Below are 25,296 nucleotides of genomic sequence, written 5' to 3'. Positions count from 1 at the left end.
GCCATCCTTCACGCCGCCTTGGCCGGTGCAAGCGCTGGCACCGGCATGCCGCGGCGCACCGGATCGGTCCAGGTAATGATCTCGAAGCGGCCATCCTCGTGTTCGACCAGCGCCGTACAGCTTTCGACCCAGTCGCCGCAATTCATGTAGCGAATGCCGTGCTCGTCGCGGATCGTCGCATAGTGGATATGGCCGCAGATCACGCCGTCAGCGCCGTGACGCCGCGCTTCACCAGCCAACGTCTCTTCAAACGCGCCGATATAGTTGACCGCGTTCTTCACCTTCATTTTGGCCCATTTCGACAGCGACCAGTAAGGAAAGCCGAACAATTTACGCAGCGCATTGACCAGACGATTCATCTGGATCGCGAAGTCATAGGCCTTGTCGCCGAGATGGGCGAGCCAGCGCGCGTTCTGCACCACGAGGTCGAAAATGTCGCCATGGATGACGAGATATTTCTTGCCGTCCGCGCCTTCATGCGTCGCGGTCTCGACGACCTCGATGCCACCGAAATGCGTGCCGTAATAGCTGCGCAGGAATTCGTCGTGATTGCCCGGAATGTAAACGACCTTGGCGCCCTTGCGCACCTTGCGCAGCATCTTCTGGACGAAGTCGTTATGGGACTGCGGCCAGTGCCAGCCGGATTTCAGCGCCCAGCCATCGACGATGTCGCCAACGAGATAGATGGTATCGGCATCATGGGTACGGAGGAAGTCCAGCAACCGGTCAGCCTGCGATCCGCGGGCGCCAAGGTGGACGTCGGAGATAAACAAGGTGCGAAAGCGCTTTTCGTTGCCTTCACTCATCACGTCTCTTTCCATGTCGAGCAGCTAACTGATTTGCATGACACGGCGATGACGATTTACGCCGCCAGCGCCGCCGCGGTTCGCTCAAAAGTAACCAATGTATAGATGCCGAACGGCGCCACCTTGCGGCGTTCGATGAGGATCGATTCAGCGTTCGATTGCGACCACGCCTGCAGCCGCGCGAACGGAAATTCCGGGCGCAGACCGAGCGAGCGCGTCTTCACGGCGGCCCAGCGCTCGACGGCGGCTGCCAGACCAGTCTCCGAATACAGATGATTGACGAGAATGATGCGGCCGCCCGGCTTCACCACACGGTGGCATTCCGACAGCACCTGCTCGGGATTCTCGACCAGCGTAATCACGAACTGTGCGACGACACAGTCGAAACTGGCATCGGCAAAGGTCATCGCATGGGCGTCCATCTCCCTGATGTCCTTGACCCATGGATAGCGGCCGGTTGCCATCTTGGCGCGCGCCTTGGCCAGCATGGGCGCGCTGAGATCGATACCGGTGATCTCGGTTGTCGCATCATAGTCATCGAATGACAGGCCGGTGCCGACGCCGACTTCAAGCACCTTGCCGCCAACAGCGCGCGCCGCTTCCGCAGCGGCACGGCGCCCCTTCAGCATCACCGGACCGCACACCGCATCATAGATCGGAGCCCAGCGCGCATAGGCCGTTTCAACAATGGATTTTTCGAGATCCAGCGTCGTCATCAGAGGTTCCGTCCAGCGTGTCCGAAAGAATCGGACAACCAACTTGCTGTTCGGCTGATATCAAGCCGGGATGACAGATCGACGACAGAGTGTCGCAGGAACAAGTATCTGAGTGCTGTGGACACACCCTGTGTCGTCGCCATCCTGAGGAGCTCGCTCCTGGGAGGCCCGAAGGATGAGGCTACGGGTGCCTCGGCGCATCCAGGGCCCTAAGACGTTGATGGCGATGGCTAAGAACCATGCCACCCGCAGAACCATTCGTATCTATTAACAGCCACTAAAGGTTTTCCACGCAGGATTCGACGATGGGCACGCTCAGAATCATCCTCGCGATTTCCGTTGCATTCGCGCATTTCGGGCTGCCTTTCGGCATTCTCACCAGCGATATCGCCGTACAGAGCTTCTTTGTTATTTCTGGGTTCTATATGGCCCTGGTGCTGAACGAGAAATACGCGCCCGGTTCCTATCGGCTGTTCATCTCCAACCGCCTGCTGCGCCTGTTTCCGGCATACCTGCTCGTGCTGGCTCTGTCCCTCGTCGTGACCGGGCACTGGAAGCAACTGATGTCTCTGGACCCGTTTGACGCCGCATATTTCGTCGTCTCCCAATTAGTGATCATTGGTCAGGAGACGTATTTTTTTCTCGTCGTTCGAGATGGTGGGCTGGCGCTCGCCTTGCAGCCGGCCGGTGTACCCGACCTGCTCTACACATTCGCCCCAATTCCGCAGGCATGGACTCTGGCACTGGAGATCTACTTCTATCTGCTCGCGCCGTTGCTGGTGAGACGAGGACCGATCGTGATTGCCTCAGTTATCGCTGCAAGCCTTGTCTTCCGGATGGGAGTTCAATGGCTATTCGGCTTCAGTGGAGACCCGTGGTCCTATCGCGTATTTCCTTCCGAGATGGCGTTGTTCTGCGCGGGAGCGCTAGGCTACCAAGTATACGCATCCGGAGACGACAGCCGGCGAGCGCGCCTGAACGGATTGCTCGTACTGGCTTCGGCGCTGATATTCGTTTGCCTCACGATCAACAAGTCGAAAGGATTCGAGACGCTGCCGTCGATCTTGTTCCTCGCCATTGTGATCGTCGCAGTTCCCAGACTGTTCGAGCTAAGCAAGAACATAGGATGGGACAGATACCTCGGCGAGCTGTCCTATCCAATCTATATCTGCCATTTTCTATTTGGATGGATATTGCTGCCGGAGACGCTTCTAGCGTCCTATGGCGCGCTATTCCTCACCGTGACGACGTCGATACTGATCTATCATCTTGTCGATCAGCCGATCGATCGCTGGCGACAAAAGCGCTTTTCCCGAATTCAACGCAAGGTGAGCGAGCGCGGCCCATTAAGCAGCCGCGTAACGGTGCGACCGATTTAATAGAACGCGTAGAAATGCTGCACCGGGCCGGTCCCGTAGCCGCCCTTGATCAGCACAGCCTTGCAGCCGAGCGCGAGCGCTTCGCGGACGTGCGTCTCTCCGGCTTCGGCATCAAGCTTCAAGACGGGTCGCTAGATCGCAGAGCCGCTACAGCGCCTGGATCGCGAATCCGGCGCTGACGCGCGCGGAATTTGCAAGACGAAGCCCTTCCTGAACGCGTTCGACACGCCTGGCCGCCTTTTCGCGGCGCCTTGAGCGAAAATAACGCTGCTCTGACGCCCGACTGACGTCGGCACGACGTCGACAGGCTTCAATGGCTGTCACGCAGCGATGTGCCGGGATATCCCGGTCGCAAAAATCGGAGCACCACCATGCGCGCCTACGCACAGTTTGTATCAGGCGACGATCATCTGCGTCTCGGTGCGATCTTCAGCCTGCCTGCCACGTGGCGTCAGCGAGCCCGTTTCAGGGCAGAGTTGCACGCGGATATCAGAGACAGGCCCGATTTTCTCCACGATATCGGCATCGGCCTGTACGAAGCGCATGCCGAAGCGTCACGTTTTTTTTGGGAGCCTTGGCTACTGAAGCGCCGCTAGTCCAAAATCATACGTTGCTGCGGCGGACCTGCGCTCGACCAAGAGCATAACATTCGTCTTTCCAACAACGGTTGATCGGACGATGTAACGCTCATACTGCGCCGATCTCTCAACAACGCTTCTGTAGCGCCCAACTAACGCCGGTGATGACGTCGACAGGCTTCAATGGGTGTCACGCGAGTCCTGCGGCCGCACATTCGGATCGCAAGGGTCTTTACCAGATAGCTACCGATTTCGGACCGATGCAATTCCAATAATTGCGATCGCGATTGCTTCGCATTCCGCGGAGCACTTGAGAGGCCCGCCAGGGCAAATACGTAACTAGGCAAGGGGTGCGCATGCAGATGGTTGGCAGGCTATTGTCCGCACTTGGCGGACAAGGACCAGCGCTTTTGGTGATCTCGCTTTGTGCAGGGCTCTTGATCCAACCTCTCGCTCATTTCGGCTACGATCTTTTGCCGTTCTCGGCATTTCTCCTGACACTAGGCTCGTTTCTCACAGCCGGTCTCGCGCCATCCGAAGCCAGGATTCGTCTGCCTCTGATGGCCCTGGTGGTTGCCTGGGTTGGCCTGGCGCTTCCGCTGGCCGCTGCGGTTCTACTGTCCTTCCTTCCGCTTGATCCTGCGCTGCGGGCCGGTGTTCTGCTTTCTCTCCTGGCGCCGCCGGTCGGAAGCGCGGCCGCGATCGCTGGGATGCTTGGTCTGCGAACACGTCTCGCTTTACTCGTATCCATCGCACTCACCCTCCTCACGCCGATTTCAATTCCGTGTTTTGCCACAGTGCTCGGACTTGGAATTGAATTCGACATGGGCGCGCTAGCTATCCGGTTGTTCAGCATCATCGGCGCTGCAGGCCTGGTTGCTTTTCTGGCAATACGGTTTCGCCGGAATCTGATGCCCGTTCTGCCCGACCAACACGCTGCCACCGGGGTCGCCGTTATCGGACTCATCATCGTCGGACTGGCAACCTCGCAGGGCATACGGACCCACTGGATCAGCAATCCGCTAGGTTTCGACGTCATGCTGGCCGCGGCGATCGTCTCCAACTTTGGACTGTGCGTGCTCGCAACTTTGACATTCGCGAGAATGGGGTTACAGACCGCTGGAACGATAGGCCTCGTGAGCGGAAACCGTAATGTCACTCTCGTGTGGGCAGCGGCCAGCTTTGGTCTGCCATCTCTCGCGGAGGGTTATGTCGCTGCGTGCGTCATCCCTGTCCTCGCGCTCCCTCTCATCGTCAAGCTTTGCCTCAAACTGCCTTCCTTCAGCCGTCTCCTCCCGCAAAACTGATGACCAAGAGGCGACAGCCCCCGATCAGCACGCGTACGGGGGGCCAAATCCCGCGTAAATAGACACAGACATTGTATTTCGCTGGGAAACGCGCTGGGCCATAGATACGATCTATGGCCTATGGGGGACGGCACATTGGACAAACTCACTCTGAACGATCCGCTATTCGCTACCTACGTCATTGCTGCGAGCCTGACGATCCTCAAGGCTGTGGCGATGTCGTGGCTGACTGTAGTCCGTATGGTCGACGTCAAAGGCGGCTACCGTTCGCCCGAGGATATCAAGAAGACGCCGATGAACCCCGCGCCCGACCCGGCGCAACTCTTGCCCAACGAGCGCGTCGAGCGGATTCGCCGGATCCAAATGAACGACCTCGAGAGCCTGCCCTACTTCCTGGTCGCGGGTTTGCTCTACATTCTCACGCAACCGTCCCTGCTGCTCGCCCAATGGCTGCTATACGGTTACGTCGCCTCACGTCTGCTTCACTTCATCGCCTATCTCACCGGACAGATTCATGAGATACGCGCGACCTTCTGGACTGTGGGCTCGCTCATCCTGATCTTCATGACCGTCCGGACGTTGATATCTGCAGTCGGCGCGTGAAGTTCAAGCCGTAACGCCGGCTTCGCGCTGAGCCGATAGGTAACGTTCAAGATCGTCGTCCTGCTTGAAAAAGCGCATGGCACGAAGCTCTGCGATAGTTGTCTTTTGCACGGCATCGCGCTGGCGCGTCACGTCGCGGGCCTCTTCCAATCGCCTGGCGGCTACAAGATTGGCTACCAGCATGCGATGGCCCGTACCGTTGGCCGGATTTTGCTGGATCGAGTTGCGCGCCCACAAGACACCATCCTCAGGGCGTCCGAGCGCAAAGCATGATGCAGCCAGGCCCGTCATCCAAAAATGGAGCATATTGTCGTAGGGGCTGAGGGCGATCGACCGGTGAAGGCATGTGACAGCATGCTCATAGTCGCCACCCATGCTGTCGATCATTCCAAGAATGCCCCAGGCAAAGGCGGAGCTTGGATTGAGGCGCACAGCTTCCTTGCAGTGGATGCGCCCCTGATCGTTGTTGCCGACCGGACCAAACAATGTGAAGCCATAGACCGCATGGGCGAAAGCATCTGCGCCATCTTGCTCGACGGCGCGGCGCGCCAAGACGAGGGCTTCGACCAACGTTTCCGGCAACGCTGCGGCCCCCAGAGGCGACGCCATGACAAGTGCCCAAGCAAGGGACGCCAGCGTGGCTGGGCGCAGCTGATCGCGGTTGAGAGACTGTCGCAACAATACGATCGCCCTCGTGATCCCGTCACGGGTTCCGTTCCATAGATGGGGAAGCGCTCGCAGGTAGATGTCGTAAGCCGAAAGATCAGAGAGCGGCTTGCGCCTTGCGCGCTCGACCTCGGCGCTCCGCACGGCCGGATCAATCACTGCAGCGACGCTCGCGCTGATGTCATCCTGCAGATCGAAAACATCGACGATGGCGCGATCGTAGCGATCAGACCAGACCTGAACCTCATCGCGGGCATGGGTCAGTTCGGCCGATACACGAATGCGGTTGCCCGCTTTGCGGATGTTGCCGCTCAGGACGTATTGAACACCGAGTTGTTGCGCGATTTGCCGGCTGGTCAGCCTTCTATCCTTGAAGGCGAAGCTCGATCCGCGTGCGATGACCACGAATTCGCGAAAGCGCGACAAAGCGGTGATGATGTCCTCGGTGACACCGTCAGCGAAGTATTCCTGCTCCGGGTCGTCGCTCATGTTCCGAAACGGCAGAACCACAATGGATGGTTGATCCATGACCATCATCAGAGCAGGCGTAAGTGGAGTCGATATCTCGATCTCGCTGACAGCCACCGATTCGATCAGTGTCTGGGCTCTGCGTAGTTCGGCAACGAGCGCTCTGGTTGCCTCGTCCGGCTCTGTATTGAGCTCTCGCTTCAGAAGCCCAACGACCTCTTGATAGTATTTGAGCGCTTCAGCTTTACGCCCAGTTGCAGACAGAGCTTGCATGATCAGCCGGTGCGCATCCTCACGCATGTTGTTCAGCGCGCTGGCACGGTGCCCGGCCTTCAATGCGTGATCGGCGCGACCGGCGACCAGTTCTTTTTCGCCGAGCCCGACCATCGCAGTCAGAGCCAGCTCCTGAAATCGCTGGCGTTCCCCAGCCAGCCAATCGCTCCAGCCTTCTTCGCTAACACCGATGTCATCGACGAAGCGCCCTCGATAGAGATCCGCTGCCTCACCCAGCGCATCACGGCCGCCCTCCCGCACCAGGGCCTCGAACCGGCTGATATCGCACAGGATCACCGTCTTATTCAGCGATACGAACTCGCCATCGGTCTTGAGAGCATCCCGACCCAGAATTTGACGTAGCTTGAACAGTGACTGACGGAGGTTCTGCCTTGCTTGCGCGTCGAAATAAGACCCCCAGAACAGGGTCGACAGTTTTTCGCGCGGCTGAGGCTCCGGTGCCGTGCAAGCCAGATAAGCAAGCAATCCCGAGAGCTTCTTGTTTGGCAAGCCGACCACGCCGTTCGGCCCGGTGAGCACGACGCGTCCCAAAAGCGAAAGATTAAATTTTGGGCACACTGTCGGCTACTTCCAAGTTTTGAACAAATGCGTCCTCTGAATATACATTTAACTCAGATTGGCAACTTTGCGAGCAGTATTAACGCAGCGATGACGGCTGACTAACGCCGGTGAGACGGCGGCGGGTTCAAGTCAAAATGCGACGAGATGCGAATGGCATTCGGCGCAGAGCAACTTCACCCGGAAGCCGTCATGCGCACGCGTCACATCATTGCAGTCGTCGCTACCCTGACCGTGATCCTCGCCGGAGTTGATGTGGCGCTGACTTCCCTGGCTGCTCCGAAAGCCAGGGCGGCTTCGCACGCCACGCCTCCCGTCTCACCCCTCCTTTTCGGAGGCGACTGATCTCAGTTCGATTTCGAAGTAGCCATCAAGCAGGAGGTCGCATTGACCAATACCGCGCAACTACGAGCGCGATCGTATGCCTTTCTCTCAACTGAAGACGAACGACGAGTCGTCGCGAGATGGAGAACTGGAGTGATCGCGTTCTATGGCTCGATTTTGTTGATTGCTTTGGCTGCAACGAGCCAAAGGCCCCAAGCCGATCAGCCTGACCTCGCTTCCGATGATTTCGTCACATACCACATGTCGAGCTTGCCGCTACCGTAGGCGAACAAAGCCAACGCCGCGGTAGCATCGCTGCCAATGCCAGCAAGCACAGCGAAGTTTCAGTGCAAATTTCAAGGGTGTCAGGCGGGCCGAGCGGTCAGCAAGCTCACCTGCATCATCCCGTGAAGTATCAGGAAAAGAGCGATGAAGACCGACTTTCCGGCGCCGTCTCTAGCACCTGTGGGGGCTTCGATGATTGTCGGCGCACTTCATGAATCACGTCGCGGACAGGCAATCAACGTCATTCATCGCTACCAGCATCTCATCTCCGACAGCGTCGAAGCCAATCTTGGCAAGCCCATTCCAGCGCCAGACGCGAAAATGCGCGGTCGTCAGATACAGAACAGTGAAAGGAAAAGAAACGTGAGACGACTGAGCGAGACGCACCTGATCATCCTGATCCTTATCGGCTTCGGCGTTGTGCACGTGATTGGCGGCGTCCTCCTGGCACGGGCGGCGCCCGAGCACAGTCGCCCTGTGAATATAGCGGCTTGGGGCGACTGACTGCGGCAGGAGAAGAAGCATCAATCATCAATGGACGGCAACAATCGTGAGGCTGACATGACTGCAATCGCGAGCGCGATGTCCCGCGCGATTCGTTCGATCACCGGAGCCGATGTGCTCAAGCATTTTCTGTTTTTCTGCGGAGCCGGAATTCTGGTGTTCGTACTCTCGCTCACTTACGGCCTGGATTTGAGCTCGGGCCTTTTCTGATCCGCGCCACGGTTGCGCAAACTGAAGCGTCCAATTCTCCGCAGGCCATATCCGCATGAGGTCGCTACGTGAACGCTCTGATCGCCACTTATATCGCATGGATCATCGCCCAAACCGGCTTCGTCCCTCCGGCTCACCCGCCAATCCATTTCGTAACGTCAGCAAAAATGGCTGTACTAAGTGGTGCGCCGGAAAATGGCGGGCTCGAATTTCAAGCACTCTACAGTCGCGAAGAAGGCGCGATCTACCTGCCCCACGAATGGCAACCGGTCAATTTACGACAGAAGAGCGCGTTGCTACACGAGCTCGTGCATCACGTGCAACGGGCCAACAACGTCGAGGCTCCGTGTGTGGCAGCCCACGAACGCCAAGCCTATGATCTTCAGATGACATGGCTACGCGAACAGGGGGTCGAGGATCCCTACAGCCTCATCGGCACGAATGAACTTACAATCTACATGGTGAGCGTCTGTCGCGACGGTTCGTGAGCGGCACACGACCCTCCTTCGTCATATGCCATGAGATGCAACAGGCTCGTGCGCGGACCGATACTCAGGCGGTTGGGTGCGCCGAGGTTGGTTTGAGCCGACATGACACGCCTAATAGAATGCGTGGAAATGGTGCACCGGCCCATGACCGTGTCCGACTGTAAACCGATCGGCAACGCCGATAGCCGCTGTGACATAAGCCTTCGCCGAACGCACCGCGGCTTCCAGCGTCTCGCCTTTGGCGAGACCGGCGGCGATAGCCGATGACAGCGTGCAGCCGGTACCATGGGTGTTCTTTGTCGCCACGCGCAGCGCCGGCAATGCGATGGCGCGGTCGGCGGTGATAAAATAGTCGGTGCTCTCCGGGCCATGGCCGTGACCGCCCTTGATCAGCACAGCCTTGCAGCCGAGCTTGAGCAGACGCCTGCCCTGCGCCTCGATGGCCGCATCGCCCTCCGCCATTGGTTCATCCAGCAGCGCGGCTGCCTCCGGCAGATTTGGCGTGATGATCTGGGCCAACGGGATCAACGCGCTGCGCAGCGCTTCGATGGCCTCCGGCGCCAGCAGGCGATCGCCTGACGTGGCCACCATCACGGGATCGAGCACCACATGTTTCGGCTGCCATGTCGCAAGGCCCGCGGCGATGGCCTCGATCACATCGCGCTGCGCGACCATGCCGATCTTCACCGCGCCGACTGCGAGATCGACGAACACGGCATTGATCTGCTCGCTCACGAACTCCGCAGGCACCTGATGGATGCCGGTGACGCCCTTGGTGTTCTGCGCGGTCAGCGCTGCGATCACCGAAGCGCCGTAGACGCCCTGCGCCGCGAAGGTCTTGAGGTCGGCCTGGATGCCGGCGCCACCCGAGGAATCCGAACCGGCAATGGTCAGCGCAACGGGTGTGGACATCGGAAAAACTCGCACGAGATCAAGGGATAAGCGGGCACCTCAGTCCTAGCCCTCTATTGCCGGACCGACAAGGTGGCGACATGCTGGCGGCTTGCGCCGCCCCCTGTTTTGGGCTTGATGATCTCTAAAATCGCCCGTTTCCGGAGAATCCCGATGGTCCCCTTCTTTGTCCAGTTCAAGTGCAAGCTTGGCCAGTCCTACGCCGTCGCCAACGCGCTGGCCGAAGCCGAAATCGCCTCGGAGATCTATTCCACCGCTGGGCATTACGACCTGCTGGTGAAGTTCTACGTCGATAACGCCACCGACATCGGCCATTTCGTGAACGAGAAGGTTCAGACCATCCCGGGCATCCAGGACACGCATACGATCATTACGTTCAAGGCGTTTTGAGAAACGCACCGGCCGTGCGCTCCTTCTCCCCGCTCTGCGCGGGGAGAAGGGTGGGATGAGGGGCGAGGCACAATAGCCGTTCCAATTCACCCTGGGCATGTCGCACAGATTCCGATCCGCGAATTGCGAGTATATGGCGACGTCGTGCCATGCCCCTCACCCGCCGCGAAGACGCGGCGACCTCTCCCCGCAAGCGGGGAGAGGTTAAGAGACCTACACCGCCATCTTCCGATGCAGCACGGGCACGCCGCTCAGCTCCTCCGCCGCATCGACGATCGCATTCGCGTCGATGCCGTGATGGCGATAGAGATCGCCGATGGTGCCGGTCTGGCCGAACTGTTCGACGCCCAGCGCTTCCATACGATGACCGCACACACTGCCGACCCAGCCCAAAGTCGCCGGATGGCCGTCGAGCACGGTGACGATGCCGCAGTCGCGCGGCAGCGGCTGCAGGAGCTTCTCGATGTGGCTCAGATGCTGCGGGTTGCGCCTGTCCCGGCGGATCTTTCGCGCCGATGTCCAGCCGGCATGGAGACGATCGGCTGACGTGATCGCCAGCAGGCCGATGTCGCGATGGCTGTCGCCGAGCAATCCCGTTGCCTCGATCGCCTCCGGCGCCAGCGTGCCGGTATAGGCGATTACCAGATCGCAATTGGCGCCGGGCTTGCGCAGCCAATAGGCGCCATCGGTGATGCCCTGCTGCAGCTCCGGCGTCATCATGCGCTGCGGCTGCTCGATGGTGCGCGTGGACAGCCGCAGATAGACCGAGCCGCCGGCGCGCTGGCCGGCCTCATCGGTGCCCACGTCGCGCTGCATGTGCTGGAAGCCCCAGCGCATGATGGCGGCGAGCTCATCGACGAAAGCCGGCTCGAACGATGCAAGACCGTCCTGCGCCATGCCAATTAGCGGCGTTGCGATCGACTGATGAGCACCGCCTTCTGGCGCCAGCGTAATGCCCGACGGCGTCGCCGCCACCATGAAGCGCGCATCCTGATAGCAGGCATAATTAAGCTGATCGAGACCACGCTCGATGAAGGGATCGTACAGCGTCGCAACCGGCAGCAGGCGGACGCCGTTGATGCTGCTCGACAGGCCCAAGGCCGACATCAGGATGAACAGGTTCGCCTCGGCAATGCCGAGTTCGAGATGCTGGCCCTTCGGCGAGAAATCCCAATTGAAGGTCGAGGGAATCTTCTCGCTGCGGAAGTGATCGGCCTTCTCGGCGCGTGCGAACAGCCCACGGCGATTGACCCAGGCTCCGAGGTTCGTCGACACGGTGACATCGGGCGACGCGGTGACAATGCGCGACGCCAGTTCGGTATCGCCGCGTGCCAGCTCATGCAGCACGAGGCCGAAACCCTGCTGCGTCGACATTTCCGGCGACGACTTGAACGACAGATGCGCGGGAACGTCGATCACCGGAGCGCTCAGGCGCCGCGTGCCCTGCTGCACGAAGGGCACGTCCGTGAGGAACGTATCGAGCATCAAAGCGTCCTGCGTCAGGCCTTCATACTTGTCCCATTCATGGCCGGGCCGGATGTTCTGCGCCGCGCGCCAGGTCTCCATCTGGGTCGGCGTCATCAGGCCGGCATGGTTGTCCTTGTGGCCCTGGAACGGCAGGCCGACGCCCTTGATCGTATAGGCGATGAAACACACCGGACGATCGTGATCGATGGCTTCGAAAGCCTCGACCATGCTGGCCATGTCGTGGCCGCCCAAATTGGACATCAGTGCCAGCAGCTCCTCGTCGCTGCGCGCCTCGATCAGGCGCGACACCGGCCCCTGATCGCCGATCTCATCATTGAGTCGCTTGCGGAACGCTGCGCCGCCCTGGAAACACAAAGCCGAATAGATCTGGTTCGGACAGTTGTCGATCCAGGTCTTCAGCGCGGCGCCGCCGGGCTCGGCAAAAGCCGTCTGCATTAGCCGGCCATACTTCACGATCACCACGTCCCAGCCAAAATTGCGGAACATGGATTCGAACTTCTCCCACAGACCCTCGCGCACTACGGCGTCGAGGCTCTGGCGGTTGTAGTCGACGATCCACCAGGTGTTGCGCAGCCCGTGCTTCCAGCCTTCAAGCAAAGCTTCGAAGATATTGCCCTCGTCCATCTCGGCATCGCCGACCAGCGCGATCATGCGGCCCTCGCGGCGGTCCTTCATCCAGCCGTGAGCCGAGACGTAGTCCTGCACCAGCGATGAGAACAGCGTCTGCGCGACACCGAGGCCGACCGAGCCGGTGGAGAAATCGACATCGTCGATGTCCTTGGTGCGCGACGGATAACTCTGCGCGCCCTTGAAGCCGCGAAAGTTCTCGAGCTTCTCGCGTGTCTGGTTGCCGAACAGATACTGAATGGCGTGGAACACCGGGCTCGCATGCGGCTTCACCGCAACGCGGTCTTCCGGCTTCAGCACGGCGAAATACAGCGCCGACATGATCGTCGCCAGCGACGCCGACGAGGCCTGATGGCCGCCGACTTTGAGGCCGTCGGTATTGGGGCGGATGTGGTTGGCGTTATGGATGGTCCATGACGAGAGCCAGAGCACCTTGCGCGCCAATGCGGTCAGGGTCTGCAGGCGATGATGATCGATCGGCATGGTGGGCTCCCGCGTCGGCCAGCTGCGCTGGTTCGTGATGAGGTCGCCATTCTAGCAGGCGCCTCAAAGGGATTTTCTCAATTCATCGCGACAACCACGGCCATATTGGGATAGACGAATTGTTCTGGCTCCAATTTCATGGAATTTTCCCAATGTCAGCCCTCGACGCAATCGACCGCAAGATTCTCGCCGCGCTGCAGATCGACAGCCGCATCACCATGCAGGAGCTCGCCGAGAAGGTCGGGCTCTCGATCTCGCCGTGCCATCGCAGGGTGAAATTGCTGGAAGAGCGCGGCGTCATCACCCGCTACATGGCGCTGGTCGATCAAAAATCGATCGGGCTGCCAGTCAGCGTCTTCATCTCCATCAAGCTTGTCAGGCAGAAGGAGGAAGATCTCAACCGTTTCGCGAAAGCGATCTCGAAATGGGAGGAAGTACTGGAATGCTATCTGATGACCGGCAACCGCGACTATCTCTTACGCGTCGTCGCGGCGGATCTGTCGTCCTACGAGGCATTCCTGAAGAACAAGCTGACCCGGCTCGACGGCATCGCCTCGATCGAATCCAGCTTCGCCCTCAGCCAGGTGAAGTATTCGATCGCACTGCCGGTGTGAGGGCCCAGAGCTAGCTGGCTCGCTTCACCGCGGCGGCGGCACCACCCGGGGCGCTGACGACGCTTTGATAATGCGCAATCGGCTGCGGGCGGCCGATCAGGAAACCCTGGATTTCCGCACAGCCTTCGCTCGCAAGAAACGACATTTGGGCGACGGTCTCGACGCCCTCGGCGATCACCGGGAGCTTCAACGAGCGGCCGAGCCCGATGATAGCGTGAACAATAGCCGCGGACTGCGGATTGTCCTCGAGATTGGCCACGAAGGTCTGGTCGATCTTGATCTTGTCGAAGGGGAAAGCCTGCAGATAGCTCAGGCTCGAATAACCCGTGCCGAAATCGTCCATAGCGACGCGAACGCCCAGTTCCTTGACGGCGTGCAGGATTGCGATGGCACCAGCAAAATCGTCAATCAGCACGCCTTCGGTGATCTCGATCTCGACACGCTTTGGGCAGAGACCGGTTTCCGCCAGAACGGCGGCGAGCATCCCGGGTACATCGCCACGCTGAAAGTTGACTGGCGACAGGTTGATGGCGATCGACAGCGGATTGACCCAGGTCGCCGCCTCGCGACAGGCCTCGCGCGCCACCCACTCGTCGATGGCGCCTATCAGACCGCTCTCCTCCGCCAGCGGAATGAACACCGTCGGCGAGATGATGCCGCGCTCGGGATGCCGCCAGCGCAGCAGTACTTCGAAGGCGACGACAGCGCCCTCGGTGGTCGCCTGCGGCTGAAAATAGAGTTGGAATTGCTTGTTCTCGACCGCCACCACGAGATCACGTTGCAGCAGTCGCTTCTCGCGGATGTGCTGATCCATCGCAGCCTCGAAGAAGCGGATGGTGCCGCGTTCCTCGGCCTTGGCGCGGTCGAGCGCCAGATCCGCATGCGCAATGAGAGCTTCGATATCCTGGCCGTCCTGCGGATAGACGGAGATGCCTATACTGCAGCGAACATTGACGTGCTGGCCGTCGATCTGAAACGTATTATCGAGAATGCTCGACAACCGCGCACAGAGATCTTCCGCTGTTTGCGGCTCCGCGCCGAGATGAGACACGATCGAGAAGATATCGCCACTCGGCCGTGCCAGAAATGCGCCGTTGCAGGCTTGCGCCAGCCGCTTCGCCAGTTCGGCCAGTACGGCGTCTCCGGTGGCCTGGCCGTATACATCATTTGTCTCTCTGAAGCGGTCGATATCGATCCGCGCGATCGCAAACGAGCCGTGTCCCGCCGAGGCCTCTTTGAAGACGCGGGCCAAATGTTCGTTGAAGGCAACACGATTGGGCAGATCGGTGATCGGATCGTGCCGCGCGAGATGCACGATCCGCGCTTCGCTGAGTTTGCGGTCGGTGATGTCGGCGTGGGTCGCGACCCAGCCGCCATTCTTCATCGGCCGGTAGCGCACGTTGATGGCGCGCCCGTCCGGCAGCTCGGCGGTCTGGCTGCTCGGCACGCGATCCGCGAGCGCCGTCCGCATCTTCATCTCATAACTATCCATATCGACGAACAGCGTGCCAGCTGCCGCGCGAATTGCCAGCACCTGATCCTCAGTCGTGCCAGCGAACATTTTCGCCGGCGGGATATTGTACATGCGCATGTAGCTTTCGTTCCACAATTCGAGCAGGCCATCGGCGCTATACATGCATAGGCCCTGCTCCATATTGTTGAGCGCCGCATCGAGCTGGAGATTGCGCTTGCTCATGCTGCGGCGGGTGCGCTGATCTGTTACGGCAACGACGAGGCCCGCGATCACCACGGCGGCGGTAAAGGCCGCAATAGCCAGCGACAGTTCGATCGGCGACAGCAGACTTTGGTTCTCAGCAGCTGCGGCATTGTAGGTCAGATCTATCGCGCCCATGGCAACGAAGTGATGTACGCAGATCGCGAGCGTCAGAAGCAGTGCGGCAACGAGCAGCTTGCCGGGCCGGTCGGCGGTCTGGGCGACGAGGATCGCCAACGCGGCAATCACCATGCCGCCGACGACCGACACCGTCACGAGGTCCGGCATCCACTGGATGATGGCGGGGATACGCAGCGACGCCATGCCCATATAGTGCATGCAGGCGATGCCGAGGCCGATCACCGCGCCGCCGGCCAGCGCGTTCCGTTTGGTTCGATTAAACAGCGCGATGGCGAATCCGGCCGTGGTCATCACTGCAGAGGCGACGAGCGAACAGGCGGTGATGAGGAGGTCGTAGTGGAGTTCGAAACCAGGCGTGTATGCGAGCATCGCGATGAAATGCGTCGCCCACGTGCCGAAGCCGGTGACCGCGCCTGCGGTAATCAACCACGCAAGGCGCGTGTCGGGCAATGCGGTGCGCGCACGCGTGAACAGGTTGACGGCAGCAAGGCTGGAGAGAAAACACACCGCTGCCGCCAGCAGGATCTGCCGCCAGTCATGCTGCAACTCGATGCAATTCCAGACTCGTAGCATAAAGATACCAACATATGACGAGATATCGAAGCATAGCGCGTGCAACGTTCGGAATGTTTAAAACTCACGGAAAAATTGCACAGAAGAGCTGTTATTCTTAAGCCGCGATAAAGCCCGAAATATGCCGGGTATCATCGTCCATGTTTGCGGAAAAATATGCAACACATTCGGATGTACCCACCGCAAGCGCCATGGCTCAGGGGAAAATCGAGCAATGGGGACGACCTGTCTCTATCAACAGCTCATCATTAGGCGCTCGGATAAGGTTCCGCCGGTGCGGTGACCTGCGCGCGGCGCACGCGTTCGCGATGTGCGGTGTAGACACCGCTGGCGATGATGATTGCAGCACCGGCGAAAGTAACAGCATCGGGCACTTCGCCAAACAGGAAGAAGCCGATCAGCGTCACCCACACCAGCTGCACATAGGAGAACGGTGCCAGTACCGATGCATCCGCATAGCGGAAGGCCAACACGACAATCCAGTGGCCGACAGTAGCGGCAACGCCAATACCAACACCGAGCGCGATCTGCGTCCAGCTCGGCACGATCCAGTAGAACGGCACGATGACACTGAGCACGAGAAAGCCGGTGATCGCCGAGAACGCCATCGTGGTGATGGCGCGGTCGGCCCCGCTGATTTTGCGCGTCAGCACCAATGCGGTCGCCCAGCCCAGCGCCGAAATGATCGGAAAGATCGTACCGGGCTGAAACGCCGCGGTACCCGGCCGCACGATGATCAATACGCCCAGAAGCCCGGCGATGGTGGCGGTCCAGCGGCGCAGACCGACCTTTTCGCCGAGGAAGAGAACCGATAGCCCGGTGACGAATAGCGGCGAGATGAAGCCAGTCGCAGTCGCTTCCGCGATCGGCAGATAACCGAGCGCCATGATGAAGAAGATCGACGAACATAACAGGCCCAGCCCGCGAAATACCTGCAGCAGCGGCCGCGTCGAGCGCATCGGATTTCCCGAGGCCGGCGCCAACACGATCGGCAGCAGGATCACGACGAACACCAGAAAGCGGATCCAGGCGATCTCCACCGATGGCATGCCCGTGCGCGACAGATATTTCGCCATCGCGTCCGATGACGCCAGAAACGCCGTTGAGCAAATGATCATCAGAATGCCGTGCAGCGGCCGGTCGGTATGGCGATGCGCCGATACAGGGGCAGCAGTCTTCGGCGGCGGAACATGGCTTGTCACGAGCGGGGACCAATATGCGGGCTCGTCGGTGCATGCGAGCCGAATCGAATAAAGTTCACAAAACGACGATCACGAGGCCGGGACAACTGCCGATATCAGGACACGGATATGCACGCGGCAAAAAAGCCTATGCCGGCCGACGCATCAGCGGCCAGCGTGCAGCGCAGCATCGATTTTACCGCATCCCCTACAGCATCGGCAGACTGGAAGGCTCACGGCCGAGCGGGAACGCCTTTCCAATATCAGCCAGTTCGGCCGCGCTGAGCGTCAATGCACTCGCCCCCGCGTTGTCCGCCGCATGGGCGGCCGAAGACGCCTTCGGAATTGCGAAGACCGTTGGCTGACGGATCAGGAAAGCCAGCGCCACCTGCCGCGGCGTGGCCAGATGGGCATCGGCGATCTGCTGCAGGATTTTGCCGCCCGGCGAGCGCGTCGACGGGAAATCATTATGACCGAACGGCGAATAGGCCACGACAGCGACGCCATGGCTCTCGCACCACGGGATTACGCGGTGTTCGATGGCGCGCTCCTGCAAATGATAGAGCACCTGATTGCAGGCGATGGCGCCCTTGCCTGCGAGTTTCGACAGTTCGTTGAGATCGTCGACATCGAAATTGCTGACGCCCCAGGAGGCAATCTTGCCGGCGGCCTTCAACTCTCCGAAGGCAGCAACGGTCTCGGCAAGCGGCACCTGACCGCGCCAGTGCAGCAGGTAGCAATCGAGCCGGTCGGTACCCAGCCGCTTCAGCGAGCGCTCGCAGGCGGCGATGGTGCCCTTCCGCGACGCGTTGCTCGGTAGCACCTTGGAGACCAGGAACACCTCGTCGCGACGGCGGGCGATGGCCTCTGCAATCACGAGCTCGGCATCGCCATACATTTCGGCCGTGTCGATATGGCTCATGCCGGCATCGAGGCCGGCCTGCAGCGCCCTGACCGCCGCAGCGCGGTCACTGTGGTCGATATACCAGGTGCCCTGCCCGATTACTGAGACGTCGCGCGTGGTTTGGCCGAATGGATTGTGTCGCATGGTGCGCCTCCGCCTCCCGCGGCAATGAGGCACACGGGAGTGGACTTTAGCGCATCAATTCAGAGGAGTCAGTGGCTGATCATCCACGGCCGCGCCGTCGGGAAGCTCTTGGCGCCCGAGCGAGTCTGCTTCACCAGCCGCGACGGCTTCTTGCCGGAACAGCAGCCGCAACCGGCCCCATGCGACGCCTTGTACTCCGCCGATGTCTTCGGCGCATTGCGGCTGCGCTCGTTGGTGGCGTGGGCTTTGCGCTTGTCGGAGGGCATGCAGAAGAAGGCGGGCGCAGTCAGGATCACGCGCGGCGCCTGCGTCGCGCAATGCGGACAGTTCTGCGGGTCATCGCATTCGGCCATCGGCCGCATGTCGGTGAACGGACCGCAATCGTCGCAGAGATATTCATAGACCGGCATGGGATGATCCATTGTGAGACAATGCCCTCTCCCCGTCATTGCGAGCGAAGCGAAGCAATCCAGAAAGCCGCAAGCGAGGGAAGACTGGATTGCTTCGTCGCTTCGCTCCTCGCAATGACGGCGGAGAGTGAGCGAAAGAAAAAGGGGCTGCGGGGTCGTGACGCCAACCCCGCAGCAGAGTTGACCGCGTTACTTGTCCGGCGAGAGCGGCATCTGGATGTCGCCCTTGATGTGCTTGATCGGGCCCGCCGATGACGGATTGATATCGAAGTCGAAGATCTGCGTCGGCAGCCATAGCGTGGCGCAGGCATTGGGCACGTCGACGACGCCGGAGATGTGGCCCTGCACCGGCGCGGTGCCGAGGATCGAATAGGCCTGGGCGCCCGAATAGCCGAACTTCTTCAGATATTCGATCGCATTCAGACACGCCTGGCGATAGGCGATGTGCACATCGAGATAATGCTGCTTGCCCTGCTCGTCGACCGAGATGCCTTCGAAGATCAGGAAGTCGTTGTAGTTCGGTGTCATCGGCGACGGCTTGAACACCGGGTTCTTGATGCCGTATTTCGACACGCCGTCCTTGATGACATCGACCTTGATGTGCAGCCAGCCCGCCATTTCGATGGCGCCGCAGAAGGTGATTTCGCCGTCGCCCTGCGAGAAGTGCAGATCGCCCATCGAGAGACCGCCACCGGGGACATAGACCGGGAAATAGACCTTCGAGCCGCGCGACAGGTCCTTGATGTCGCAATTGCCGCCATGCTCGCGCGGCGGAACGGTGCGCGCGCCTTCGGCCGCAGCCTTCTCCTTCGCCTCACCCTTCAGCCGACCCATATGGGCAGTCGGGCCGAACGGCGGGTTGGCAAGGCCGGGCACGCGGGTCGGGTTCGTCGCGATCAGTGCAGTCTCGCGCTCGTTCCAGGTGGCGAGCAGTTTCGGATCTGGCAGACAGCCGATCAGGCCGGGATGGATCAGGCCGGCGAAGTTCACGCCCGGGATGTGACGCGACGAGGTGTACATGCCCTTGAAGTCCCAGATCGACTTCTGCGCTTCCGGGAAGTGATCGGTGAGAAAGCCGCCGCCATTCTGCTTGGAGAAGAAACCGTTGAAGCCCCACAGCGATTCCTTCATCGGGCCGACATCGAGCAGGTCGACCACGAGCAGATCACCGGGCTCGGCACCCTTGACGCCGATCGGGCCGGACAGGAAGTGCACGATCGACAGATCGATATCGCGTACGTCGTCCGCGCTGTCGTTATTTTTGATGAAGCCGCCGGTCCAGTCATAGGTCTCGACGATGAAGTCATCGCCGGGATTGACCCATGCGACCATGGGAATATCCGAATGCCAGCGGTTGTGAATCATGTCGTTGTCGTAGGCCGACTGCGTAAGGTCGACCTTGATCAGTGTATCTGGCATTCAATGCTCCCCTTCGGTTACTGGTCTTGGTGGTTGAACGTAAGACTGGTCAGACGGACAGGTATTTGGCGATCTGCGCGGCATCGATACCTTCGAGCGCTTCGTCGCGAACGATCTCACCATTCTCGATGACGAGGACACGGTCGGCGACATCGAGCGCGAAGCTCAGCACCTGTTCGGAGACGATGATCGACAGACCCTTGGTGTCGCGGATGTGCTTCAGGGTCCGCGCCATGTCCTTGATGATCGACGGCTGGATACCTTCGGTGGGCTCATCGAGCAGCAGCACCTTCGGCTTGGTGGCGAGTGCGCGGGCGATGGCGAGCTGCTGCTGTTGGCCCCCGGAGAGATTGCCGCCGCGGCGCCCCTTCATTTCCAGCAGCACCGGGAACAGCTCATAGAGATCGCCGGGCACTTCCTTCTCGCCGGAGGCGACAAGGCCGGTCTCGATATTCTCCTTCACCGTCATGTGGGAGAAGATCATCCGGCCCTGCGGCACGTAAGCGAGGCCGCGCGCCACGCGCTCATAGCTCTTCAGCGCGCCGAGCTCCTTGCCTTCCATGGTCACCGAGCCCGACTTGGTCGGCACGATGCCCATCAGCGACTTCATGAGCGTGGTTTTGCCCATACCGTTACGGCCCATGATGGCCACGATCTCGTTCGGCTGCACCGAGACATTGAGGCCATGCAGAACTTCGCTCTGGCCGTAAGCGACGTGGAGATCGTTGATCGCGAGCATGATGATCTCCTCAATGACCCAGATAGACTTCGATGACCTTGGGATCGTTCTGAACCTTCTCCATGGTGCCTTCGGACAGGATCTGTCCCTGATGCAGCACGGTCACCTTGTGGGCGATGTCCTCGACGAATTTCATGTCGTGCTCGATCACCAGCACCGAGCGGTTCTTGATGATCGTATTGAGCAGCTCCGCCGTCTTGACGCGCTCGCTGACGCTCATGCCGGCGACGGGCTCGTCGAGCATCAGCAGGTCTGGATCCTGGATCAGCAGCATGCCGATCTCGAGCCACTGCTTCTGGCCGTGCGAGAGCACATCGGCATACATGTTGAGACGATCCTTCAGGAAGATCATCTCGGCGACCTCCTCGACGCGCTCGCGCACCGCGGCGTCACGCTTGAACATCAGCGAGCCGAACACGGAACGACCGCGCGGATAGGAGATCTCCAGATTTTCGAACACCGTGAGGTCGTCATAAACAGACGGCGTCTGGAATTTGCGGCCGACGCCGGCCTGCACGATCTGGTTTTCCTTCAGCTTGGTCAGCTCCGTGCCACGGAACTGCACCGAGCCCGACGTGGCTTTGGTCTTGCCGCAGATCAGATCGAGGACGGTGGTCTTGCCCGCGCCATTGGGGCCGATGATGACGCGGATCTCGTTCTCCTCCACATAGAAGGAGAGATCGTTGACCGCCTTGAAGCCGTCGAAGGAAACGGTGAGCCCTTCGACCGCGAGCAAAAATTCCTTGGGCTGATGTCCGATGAGCATGATGTCCCCTTACTCGGCCGGCGCGCCGTCGGCGGCGGATTTGATGGCCCAAGCCTTCTTGGATTTAGACGAGCGCATGGCGATCAGGCGATCGATGTGGCGCGCCACGTGATCGCGCCAGATGCCGGACAGGCCATTGGGGAAGAACAGCACCACGGCGATGAACAAGCCGCCGAGGCCGAACAGCCAGAGCTCGGGGAAGGATTCCGACAGCATCGTCTTGGCGTAGTTCACCAAGAGCGTGCCGTAGACCGCGCCGAAGATGGACATGCGGCCACCCACGGCCGTGTAGATCACCATCTCGATGGACGGTACGATGCCAACAAAAGAGGGCGACATGAAGCCGATCTGCAGCGTGAACATGGCGCCGCCGATCGCCGCGAACATCGCCGCGGCACAGAAGGCGAAGATCTTGAAGTTGGCGACGCTGTAACCGGAGAAGCGGACGCGGTCCTCCTGTTCGCGCATCGCCACCAGGATGCGGCCGAGCTTGGTCAGCCGGATGAACTGCGCGGTGATGATGCAGGCGAACAGCACGAAGACTTCGAAGAAGTAGAGGATGACCTTGGCGTGATCGGTACGGATATCCCATCCGTTCAGCGTGCGCAGGTCGGTCATGCCGTTGATGCCGCCGGTATAGCCCTGCTGGCCGATGATCAGGATGGTTGCGATCGCCGCGATGGCCTGGGTGATGATGGCGAAATAGACGCCGCCGACGCGCCGCTTGAACATCGCCGCGCCGATGATGAAGGCCAGCAGCGTCGGTACCACGAGGATGGCGATGATGGTCAGCGTCAGCGAGTGAAACGGCTTCCAGAACATTGGCAGCGCCGTGATCTGGTTCCAGTCCATGAAATCCGGAATGCCGGGGGTCGACTGGATCTTAGTGTTGGCGACGCTGGAGGCTTCCAGCTTCAGGAACATCGCCATGCAGTAGCCGCCAAGGCCGAAGAACACGCCCTGCCCGAGGCTTAGGATGCCGCCATAACCCCAGCACATCACAAGGCCCAAGGCGACGAAGGCATAGGTCAGATATTTGGCGACGAGGTTGAGACGAAACACATCGAGAAACAGCGGCAGGATCACCGCGAGCAGCAGCAGCAGCGACAGGAAACCGAGAAGCTCCGAGCGGTTGAAGAAGCGTGAATTGATCATGTGATGATTGCCCTGCTCTGTCTGTACTACACGCGCTTACTTGCGGACCTTGAGGGCGAACAGGCCCTGCGGCCGGATCATCAGGATCGCGACGATGGTGAGCAGCGTCAGCACTTTGGCCATCGAGCCGGACATGAAGAACTCCATGGTCGACTGCGCCTGGGAGATTGTGAAGGCCGAGGCAATGGTGCCGAACAGGCTGGCCGCGCCGCCGAACACCACGACGAGGAACGTGTCGACGATGTAGAGCTGGCCGGAGGTCGGGCCGGTCGAACCGATCATGGTGAAGGCGGAGCCCGCGATCCCCGCGATACCGCAGCCGAGGCCGAAGGTGTAGCGGTCGACCTTCTCGGTATTGATGCCGACGGCGCCAGCCATCACACGGTTCTGCACCACGGCGCGAACCTGACGACCCCAGCGCGACTTGTACATGATGTAGGCGACCACCATGGTGATCCCCAGCGTCAACACCATCACGAAGATGCCGTTGATCGGCACTTCGATCGTATCGGTGACCTGCTTGGAACCCATCATCCATTGCGGCAGTTCGACACCGACTTCGCGCGCACCGAACACCGAACGATAGGCCTGCTGCAGGATCAGGCTGAGACCCCAGGTCGCCAGCAACGTATCGAGCGGGCGCTTGTAGAGATGCCGTATCAGCCCCCATTCGACTAACATCCCCAGCGCACCGGAGGCGATGAAGGCGAGGATCATGGCGACAAAGAAGTAGCCGGAGAACAGTGACGGCAGGTGCGACTGGAAGAAACTCGACGTCAGCCAGGTAACGTAGGCGCCGAGGATCATGAATTCGCCATGCGCCATGTTGATGACGCCCATCTGCCCGAAGATGATTGCGAGGCCGAGTGCCATCAGCACATAGACCGAGAACAGGATCAGGCCGGCAAAGCCCTGCATTGCAAAGATGGCGCCAAGGTCGCCAATCGAATAGTCGCCGAACATCGATCCGTCCTCCGTCAGGGAAAGGGTCCCGCGCCGCGCGATGAGACGCGACGCGGGGTTGTCGTGCGCGGATAGGTCGTCCGCGCCAGGGAGAAGCTGCGCGGAGGCACGCTCCGCGCTTGAGGAGGAAGGCTTACTGGTAGCCCTTGGGGAACGGATCCGGCTCGATCAGTTCGGGCGTCTCGTAGACGACCTTGAACTGGCCATCGAGCTGGGCCTGGCCGACGCGGGCCTTGGACCACAGATGGTGGTTCGGATGGACCTTGACGTAGCCTTCCGGCGCCTTGGTGAATTCGATACCGGCAGACGCAGGTGCGATCTTGTCGATATCGAAGGAGCCGGCCTTTTCGACCGTCATTTTCCAGAGCCACGGGCCGAGATAGGCGGCCTGCGTCACGTCGCCGATCACGGTCTTCTCGCCCCACATCTTCTTGAAGGCGGCGACAAATTCCTTGTTGTTCGGATTATCGAGCGACTGGAAGTACTTCATACAGGCATAGGCGCCCGCGATGTTTTCACCACCGATGCCGTCGATCTCGTCCTCGGTGACCGAAATGGTCAGCATGGTCTGCTTCGACAGGTCGATGCCGGCCGCCTTGAGCTGCTTGTAGAAGGCGACGTTGGAGCCGCCGACGACCGCGGCATAGATCACGTCCGGCTTGGTCAGCTTGATCTTGTTGATCACCGAGTTGAACTGGGTGTGGCCGAGCGGGAAGTATTCTTCGCCCGACACCTTGCCGCCGAGCTTGCCCTCGATGTGCTTGCGGGCGATCTTCATCGACGTGCGCGGCCAGATATAGTCCGAGCCGATCAGATAGAAGCTCTTGCCGTTCTTGGTCTTGGAGACCCAGTCGAGGCCGGCGAGGATCTGCTGGGTAGCTTCCTGACCGGTATAGATCACGTTCTTGGACTGCTCGAGACCTTCATAAAAGGTCGGGTAGTACAGCATGCCGTTGTACTGCTCCATGACCGGTAGCACGGCCTTGCGGGAGGCCGAGGTCCAGCAGCCCATGATGGCGGCGACCTTGTCGTTGACCAGCAGCTTCTTGGCCTTTTCAGCGAAGGTCGGCCAGTCCGAGGCACCGTCTTCCTGGATGAACTTGATCTTGCGGCCGAGCACGCCGCCCATGGCGTTGATCTGGTCGATGGCGAGCTTTTCAGCCTGCACCGAGCCGGTTTCCGAGATGGCCATGGTGCCGGTGACGGAATGCAGAATGCCGACGGTGACTTCCGTATCGGTAACCGCAAGGCCGGTGGTATTGATGGCCGAAGTAGCCGGCGCCTGCGCAAAAGATGTGCGCGGAAGCAGCGACATTGCCGGCAAAGCCGCCATGCCCATCAGCAGTTTACGCCGCAATGGCGAGTGCAAGCCCGGTTTCTTCTCGTCTGACATTTCAACCCCACTGGTTCGAGTACGCCTATTGGTGAGGCAAGCATTGCTGAACTTGTGCGGTGCACGGATACGCGAGATCGCGTATACTGCACCG

At 60.2% G+C, this 25,296-nt stretch carries 26 protein-coding genes; 10 read left to right on the top strand and 16 right to left on the bottom strand.

The features are described 5' to 3' along the window. Positions 1–8: 8 nt before the first annotated feature. Positions 9–806 carry a UDP-2,3-diacylglucosamine diphosphatase gene (locus AB7951_RS06675; RefSeq protein ID WP_410001825.1) on the bottom strand — a complete coding sequence of 266 codons (798 nt, stop codon included), beginning with the start codon at positions 804–806 and terminating at the stop codon, positions 9–11. A gap of 56 nt (positions 807–862) precedes the next feature. Beyond that, entirely contained in the window at positions 863–1,522 is a 660-nt protein-coding gene (locus AB7951_RS06670) for a class I SAM-dependent methyltransferase (protein WP_439061812.1), read from the bottom strand. A gap of 305 nt (positions 1,523–1,827) precedes the next feature. Here AB7951_RS06670 and AB7951_RS06665 point away from each other — a divergent pair, with 305 nt between their 5' ends. Continuing rightward, complete coding sequence (locus tag AB7951_RS06665) at positions 1,828–2,901, top strand: acyltransferase family protein (protein WP_439061813.1); 1,074 nt, start codon at positions 1,828–1,830, stop codon at positions 2,899–2,901. On the opposite strand, the gene AB7951_RS06660 is transcribed toward AB7951_RS06665, so the two are convergent. Further along, on the bottom strand, positions 2,898–3,023 hold the full coding sequence (locus AB7951_RS06660) for a hypothetical protein (protein WP_439061814.1): 126 nt from the start codon (positions 3,021–3,023) through the stop codon (positions 2,898–2,900). The genes AB7951_RS06665 and AB7951_RS06660 overlap by 4 nt on opposite strands. A 249-nt stretch (positions 3,024–3,272) precedes the next feature. On the opposite strand from AB7951_RS06660, the gene AB7951_RS06655 reads away from it, so the two are divergent. The 3 genes from AB7951_RS06655 to AB7951_RS06645 all read left to right on the top strand — a co-directional run bounded on the left by AB7951_RS06655 (position 3,273) and on the right by AB7951_RS06645 (position 5,389). Continuing rightward, a complete protein-coding gene (locus AB7951_RS06655) occupies positions 3,273–3,497 on the top strand; it encodes a DUF1127 domain-containing protein (RefSeq protein WP_439061815.1) in 225 nt (74 codons plus the stop codon). 338 nt (positions 3,498–3,835) lie between these two features. Further along, positions 3,836–4,786 carry a hypothetical protein gene (locus AB7951_RS06650; RefSeq protein ID WP_439061816.1) on the top strand — a complete coding sequence of 317 codons (951 nt, stop codon included), beginning with the start codon at positions 3,836–3,838 and terminating at the stop codon, positions 4,784–4,786. A gap of 135 nt (positions 4,787–4,921) precedes the next feature. Then, complete coding sequence (locus AB7951_RS06645) at positions 4,922–5,389, top strand: MAPEG family protein (protein ID WP_184518843.1); 468 nt, start codon at positions 4,922–4,924, stop codon at positions 5,387–5,389. Between the two features lie 3 nt (positions 5,390–5,392). Here AB7951_RS06645 and AB7951_RS06640 read toward each other — a convergent pair whose 3' ends face one another. Next, complete coding sequence (locus AB7951_RS06640) at positions 5,393–7,336, bottom strand: BTAD domain-containing putative transcriptional regulator (protein ID WP_439061817.1); 1,944 nt, start codon at positions 7,334–7,336, stop codon at positions 5,393–5,395. 192 nt (positions 7,337–7,528) lie between these two features. On the opposite strand from AB7951_RS06640, the gene AB7951_RS06635 reads away from it, so the two are divergent. The 4 genes from AB7951_RS06635 (at position 7,529) to AB7951_RS06620 (ending at position 9,186) form a co-directional block, all read left to right on the top strand. After that, a complete protein-coding gene (locus tag AB7951_RS06635; RefSeq protein ID WP_120291429.1) occupies positions 7,529–7,720 on the top strand; it encodes a hypothetical protein in 192 nt (63 codons plus the stop codon). A gap of 408 nt (positions 7,721–8,128) precedes the next feature. Beyond that, positions 8,129–8,488, top strand: a complete 360-nt coding sequence (locus tag AB7951_RS06630; RefSeq protein ID WP_439061818.1) for a hypothetical protein — start codon at positions 8,129–8,131, stop codon at positions 8,486–8,488. A gap of 30 nt (positions 8,489–8,518) precedes the next feature. Beyond that, positions 8,519–8,698: a hypothetical protein gene (locus tag AB7951_RS06625; RefSeq protein ID WP_175366484.1), complete on the top strand. Its 180-nt coding sequence runs from the start codon at positions 8,519–8,521 to the stop codon at positions 8,696–8,698. A 68-nt stretch (positions 8,699–8,766) separates the two neighbouring features. After that, a complete protein-coding gene (locus AB7951_RS06620) occupies positions 8,767–9,186 on the top strand; it encodes a DUF6647 family protein (RefSeq protein WP_439061819.1) in 420 nt (139 codons plus the stop codon). A 111-nt stretch (positions 9,187–9,297) separates the two neighbouring features. Here the strand turns inward: AB7951_RS06620 and thiD are convergent, their stop codons facing one another. Continuing rightward, positions 9,298–10,098 (bottom strand): bifunctional hydroxymethylpyrimidine kinase/phosphomethylpyrimidine kinase, encoded by an 801-nt coding sequence (gene thiD, locus AB7951_RS06615; RefSeq protein ID WP_439061820.1) that lies wholly within the window; start codon positions 10,096–10,098, stop codon positions 9,298–9,300. Positions 10,099–10,251: 153 nt separating this feature from the next. Here thiD and AB7951_RS06610 point away from each other — a divergent pair, with 153 nt between their 5' ends. Next, a complete protein-coding gene (locus AB7951_RS06610; protein WP_068735543.1) occupies positions 10,252–10,488 on the top strand; it encodes an Lrp/AsnC ligand binding domain-containing protein in 237 nt (78 codons plus the stop codon). Between the two features lie 213 nt (positions 10,489–10,701). Here AB7951_RS06610 and AB7951_RS06605 read toward each other — a convergent pair whose 3' ends face one another. Beyond that, positions 10,702–13,086 (bottom strand): transketolase, encoded by a 2,385-nt coding sequence (locus AB7951_RS06605; protein ID WP_439061821.1) that lies wholly within the window; start codon positions 13,084–13,086, stop codon positions 10,702–10,704. 152 nt (positions 13,087–13,238) lie between these two features. On the opposite strand from AB7951_RS06605, the gene AB7951_RS06600 reads away from it, so the two are divergent. After that, the gene (locus AB7951_RS06600; protein WP_175366591.1) at positions 13,239–13,700 is read left to right on the top strand and encodes an Lrp/AsnC family transcriptional regulator; all 462 of its coding nucleotides are present in this window, start codon (positions 13,239–13,241) and stop codon (positions 13,698–13,700) included. A gap of 10 nt (positions 13,701–13,710) precedes the next feature. Here AB7951_RS06600 and AB7951_RS06595 read toward each other — a convergent pair whose 3' ends face one another. The 10 genes from AB7951_RS06595 to urtA form a co-directional block, all read right to left on the bottom strand. Then, a complete protein-coding gene (locus AB7951_RS06595) occupies positions 13,711–16,128 on the bottom strand; it encodes a bifunctional diguanylate cyclase/phosphodiesterase (RefSeq protein WP_439061822.1) in 2,418 nt (805 codons plus the stop codon). Between the two features lie 248 nt (positions 16,129–16,376). Then, positions 16,377–17,330, bottom strand: coding sequence for a DMT family transporter (locus AB7951_RS06590; protein ID WP_439061823.1), 954 nt, complete (start codon positions 17,328–17,330; stop codon positions 16,377–16,379). 187 nt (positions 17,331–17,517) lie between these two features. Then, positions 17,518–18,357 (bottom strand): aldo/keto reductase, encoded by an 840-nt coding sequence (locus tag AB7951_RS06585; RefSeq protein WP_120291439.1) that lies wholly within the window; start codon positions 18,355–18,357, stop codon positions 17,518–17,520. 68 nt (positions 18,358–18,425) lie between these two features. After that, positions 18,426–18,767 carry an FmdB family zinc ribbon protein gene (locus AB7951_RS06580; RefSeq protein ID WP_120291885.1) on the bottom strand — a complete coding sequence of 114 codons (342 nt, stop codon included), beginning with the start codon at positions 18,765–18,767 and terminating at the stop codon, positions 18,426–18,428. Positions 18,768–18,956: 189 nt separating this feature from the next. Continuing rightward, positions 18,957–20,186, bottom strand: a complete 1,230-nt coding sequence (gene fmdA, locus AB7951_RS06575; protein WP_089265231.1) for a formamidase — start codon at positions 20,184–20,186, stop codon at positions 18,957–18,959. 49 nt (positions 20,187–20,235) lie between these two features. Continuing rightward, positions 20,236–20,925 carry an urea ABC transporter ATP-binding subunit UrtE gene (gene urtE / locus AB7951_RS06570; RefSeq protein ID WP_120291441.1) on the bottom strand — a complete coding sequence of 230 codons (690 nt, stop codon included), beginning with the start codon at positions 20,923–20,925 and terminating at the stop codon, positions 20,236–20,238. 10 nt (positions 20,926–20,935) lie between these two features. Continuing rightward, on the bottom strand, positions 20,936–21,691 hold the full coding sequence (urtD, locus tag AB7951_RS06565) for an urea ABC transporter ATP-binding protein UrtD (protein ID WP_068735525.1): 756 nt from the start codon (positions 21,689–21,691) through the stop codon (positions 20,936–20,938). A 9-nt stretch (positions 21,692–21,700) separates the two neighbouring features. Continuing rightward, on the bottom strand, positions 21,701–22,846 hold the full coding sequence (urtC, locus tag AB7951_RS06560) for an urea ABC transporter permease subunit UrtC (RefSeq protein WP_120291443.1): 1,146 nt from the start codon (positions 22,844–22,846) through the stop codon (positions 21,701–21,703). Between the two features lie 36 nt (positions 22,847–22,882). Further along, positions 22,883–23,809, bottom strand: a complete 927-nt coding sequence (urtB, locus tag AB7951_RS06555) for an urea ABC transporter permease subunit UrtB (protein ID WP_089265233.1) — start codon at positions 23,807–23,809, stop codon at positions 22,883–22,885. 133 nt (positions 23,810–23,942) lie between these two features. Next, the gene (urtA, locus tag AB7951_RS06550) at positions 23,943–25,202 is read right to left on the bottom strand and encodes an urea ABC transporter substrate-binding protein (protein WP_089265234.1); all 1,260 of its coding nucleotides are present in this window, start codon (positions 25,200–25,202) and stop codon (positions 23,943–23,945) included. Between the last annotated feature and the right edge of the window lie 94 nt (positions 25,203–25,296).

The organism is Tardiphaga sp. 285_C5_N1_2, assembly GCF_052076065.1.
GTDB lineage: Bacteria > Pseudomonadota > Alphaproteobacteria > Rhizobiales > Xanthobacteraceae > Tardiphaga > Tardiphaga robiniae.
This window is presented reverse-complemented; position numbering and strand designations above follow the sequence as displayed.

What these genes read in the sequence shown, in the direction of transcription:
- AB7951_RS06625 (WP_175366484.1), top strand. Translation starts at nt 8,519, where the DNA reads ATGGACGGCAACAATCGTGAGGCTGACATGACTGCAATCGCGAGCGCG.
- urtC (WP_120291443.1), bottom strand. Translation starts at nt 22,846, where the DNA reads ATGATCAATTCACGCTTCTTCAACCGCTCGGAGCTTCTCGGTTTCCTG.
- AB7951_RS06605 (WP_439061821.1), bottom strand. Translation starts at nt 13,086, where the DNA reads ATGCCGATCGATCATCATCGCCTGCAGACCCTGACCGCATTGGCGCGC.
- AB7951_RS06665 (WP_439061813.1), top strand. Translation starts at nt 1,828, where the DNA reads ATGGGCACGCTCAGAATCATCCTCGCGATTTCCGTTGCATTCGCGCAT.
- AB7951_RS06595 (WP_439061822.1), bottom strand. Translation starts at nt 16,128, where the DNA reads ATGCTACGAGTCTGGAATTGCATCGAGTTGCAGCATGACTGGCGGCAG.
- AB7951_RS06675 (WP_410001825.1), bottom strand. Translation starts at nt 806, where the DNA reads ATGAGTGAAGGCAACGAAAAGCGCTTTCGCACCTTGTTTATCTCCGAC.
- urtA (WP_089265234.1), bottom strand. Translation starts at nt 25,202, where the DNA reads ATGTCAGACGAGAAGAAACCGGGCTTGCACTCGCCATTGCGGCGTAAA.
- AB7951_RS06585 (WP_120291439.1), bottom strand. Translation starts at nt 18,357, where the DNA reads ATGCGACACAATCCATTCGGCCAAACCACGCGCGACGTCTCAGTAATC.
- AB7951_RS06670 (WP_439061812.1), bottom strand. Translation starts at nt 1,522, where the DNA reads ATGACGACGCTGGATCTCGAAAAATCCATTGTTGAAACGGCCTATGCG.
- AB7951_RS06655 (WP_439061815.1), top strand. Translation starts at nt 3,273, where the DNA reads ATGCGCGCCTACGCACAGTTTGTATCAGGCGACGATCATCTGCGTCTC.
- urtE (WP_120291441.1), bottom strand. Translation starts at nt 20,925, where the DNA reads ATGCTCGCGATCAACGATCTCCACGTCGCTTACGGCCAGAGCGAAGTT.
- AB7951_RS06600 (WP_175366591.1), top strand. Translation starts at nt 13,239, where the DNA reads ATGTCAGCCCTCGACGCAATCGACCGCAAGATTCTCGCCGCGCTGCAG.
- thiD (WP_439061820.1), bottom strand. Translation starts at nt 10,098, where the DNA reads ATGTCCACACCCGTTGCGCTGACCATTGCCGGTTCGGATTCCTCGGGT.
- AB7951_RS06610 (WP_068735543.1), top strand. Translation starts at nt 10,252, where the DNA reads ATGGTCCCCTTCTTTGTCCAGTTCAAGTGCAAGCTTGGCCAGTCCTAC.
- AB7951_RS06650 (WP_439061816.1), top strand. Translation starts at nt 3,836, where the DNA reads ATGCAGATGGTTGGCAGGCTATTGTCCGCACTTGGCGGACAAGGACCA.
- AB7951_RS06580 (WP_120291885.1), bottom strand. Translation starts at nt 18,767, where the DNA reads ATGCCGGTCTATGAATATCTCTGCGACGATTGCGGTCCGTTCACCGAC.
- urtD (WP_068735525.1), bottom strand. Translation starts at nt 21,691, where the DNA reads ATGCTCATCGGACATCAGCCCAAGGAATTTTTGCTCGCGGTCGAAGGG.
- AB7951_RS06630 (WP_439061818.1), top strand. Translation starts at nt 8,129, where the DNA reads ATGAAGACCGACTTTCCGGCGCCGTCTCTAGCACCTGTGGGGGCTTCG.
- fmdA (WP_089265231.1), bottom strand. Translation starts at nt 20,186, where the DNA reads ATGCCAGATACACTGATCAAGGTCGACCTTACGCAGTCGGCCTACGAC.
- AB7951_RS06635 (WP_120291429.1), top strand. Translation starts at nt 7,529, where the DNA reads ATGGCATTCGGCGCAGAGCAACTTCACCCGGAAGCCGTCATGCGCACG.
- urtB (WP_089265233.1), bottom strand. Translation starts at nt 23,809, where the DNA reads ATGTTCGGCGACTATTCGATTGGCGACCTTGGCGCCATCTTTGCAATG.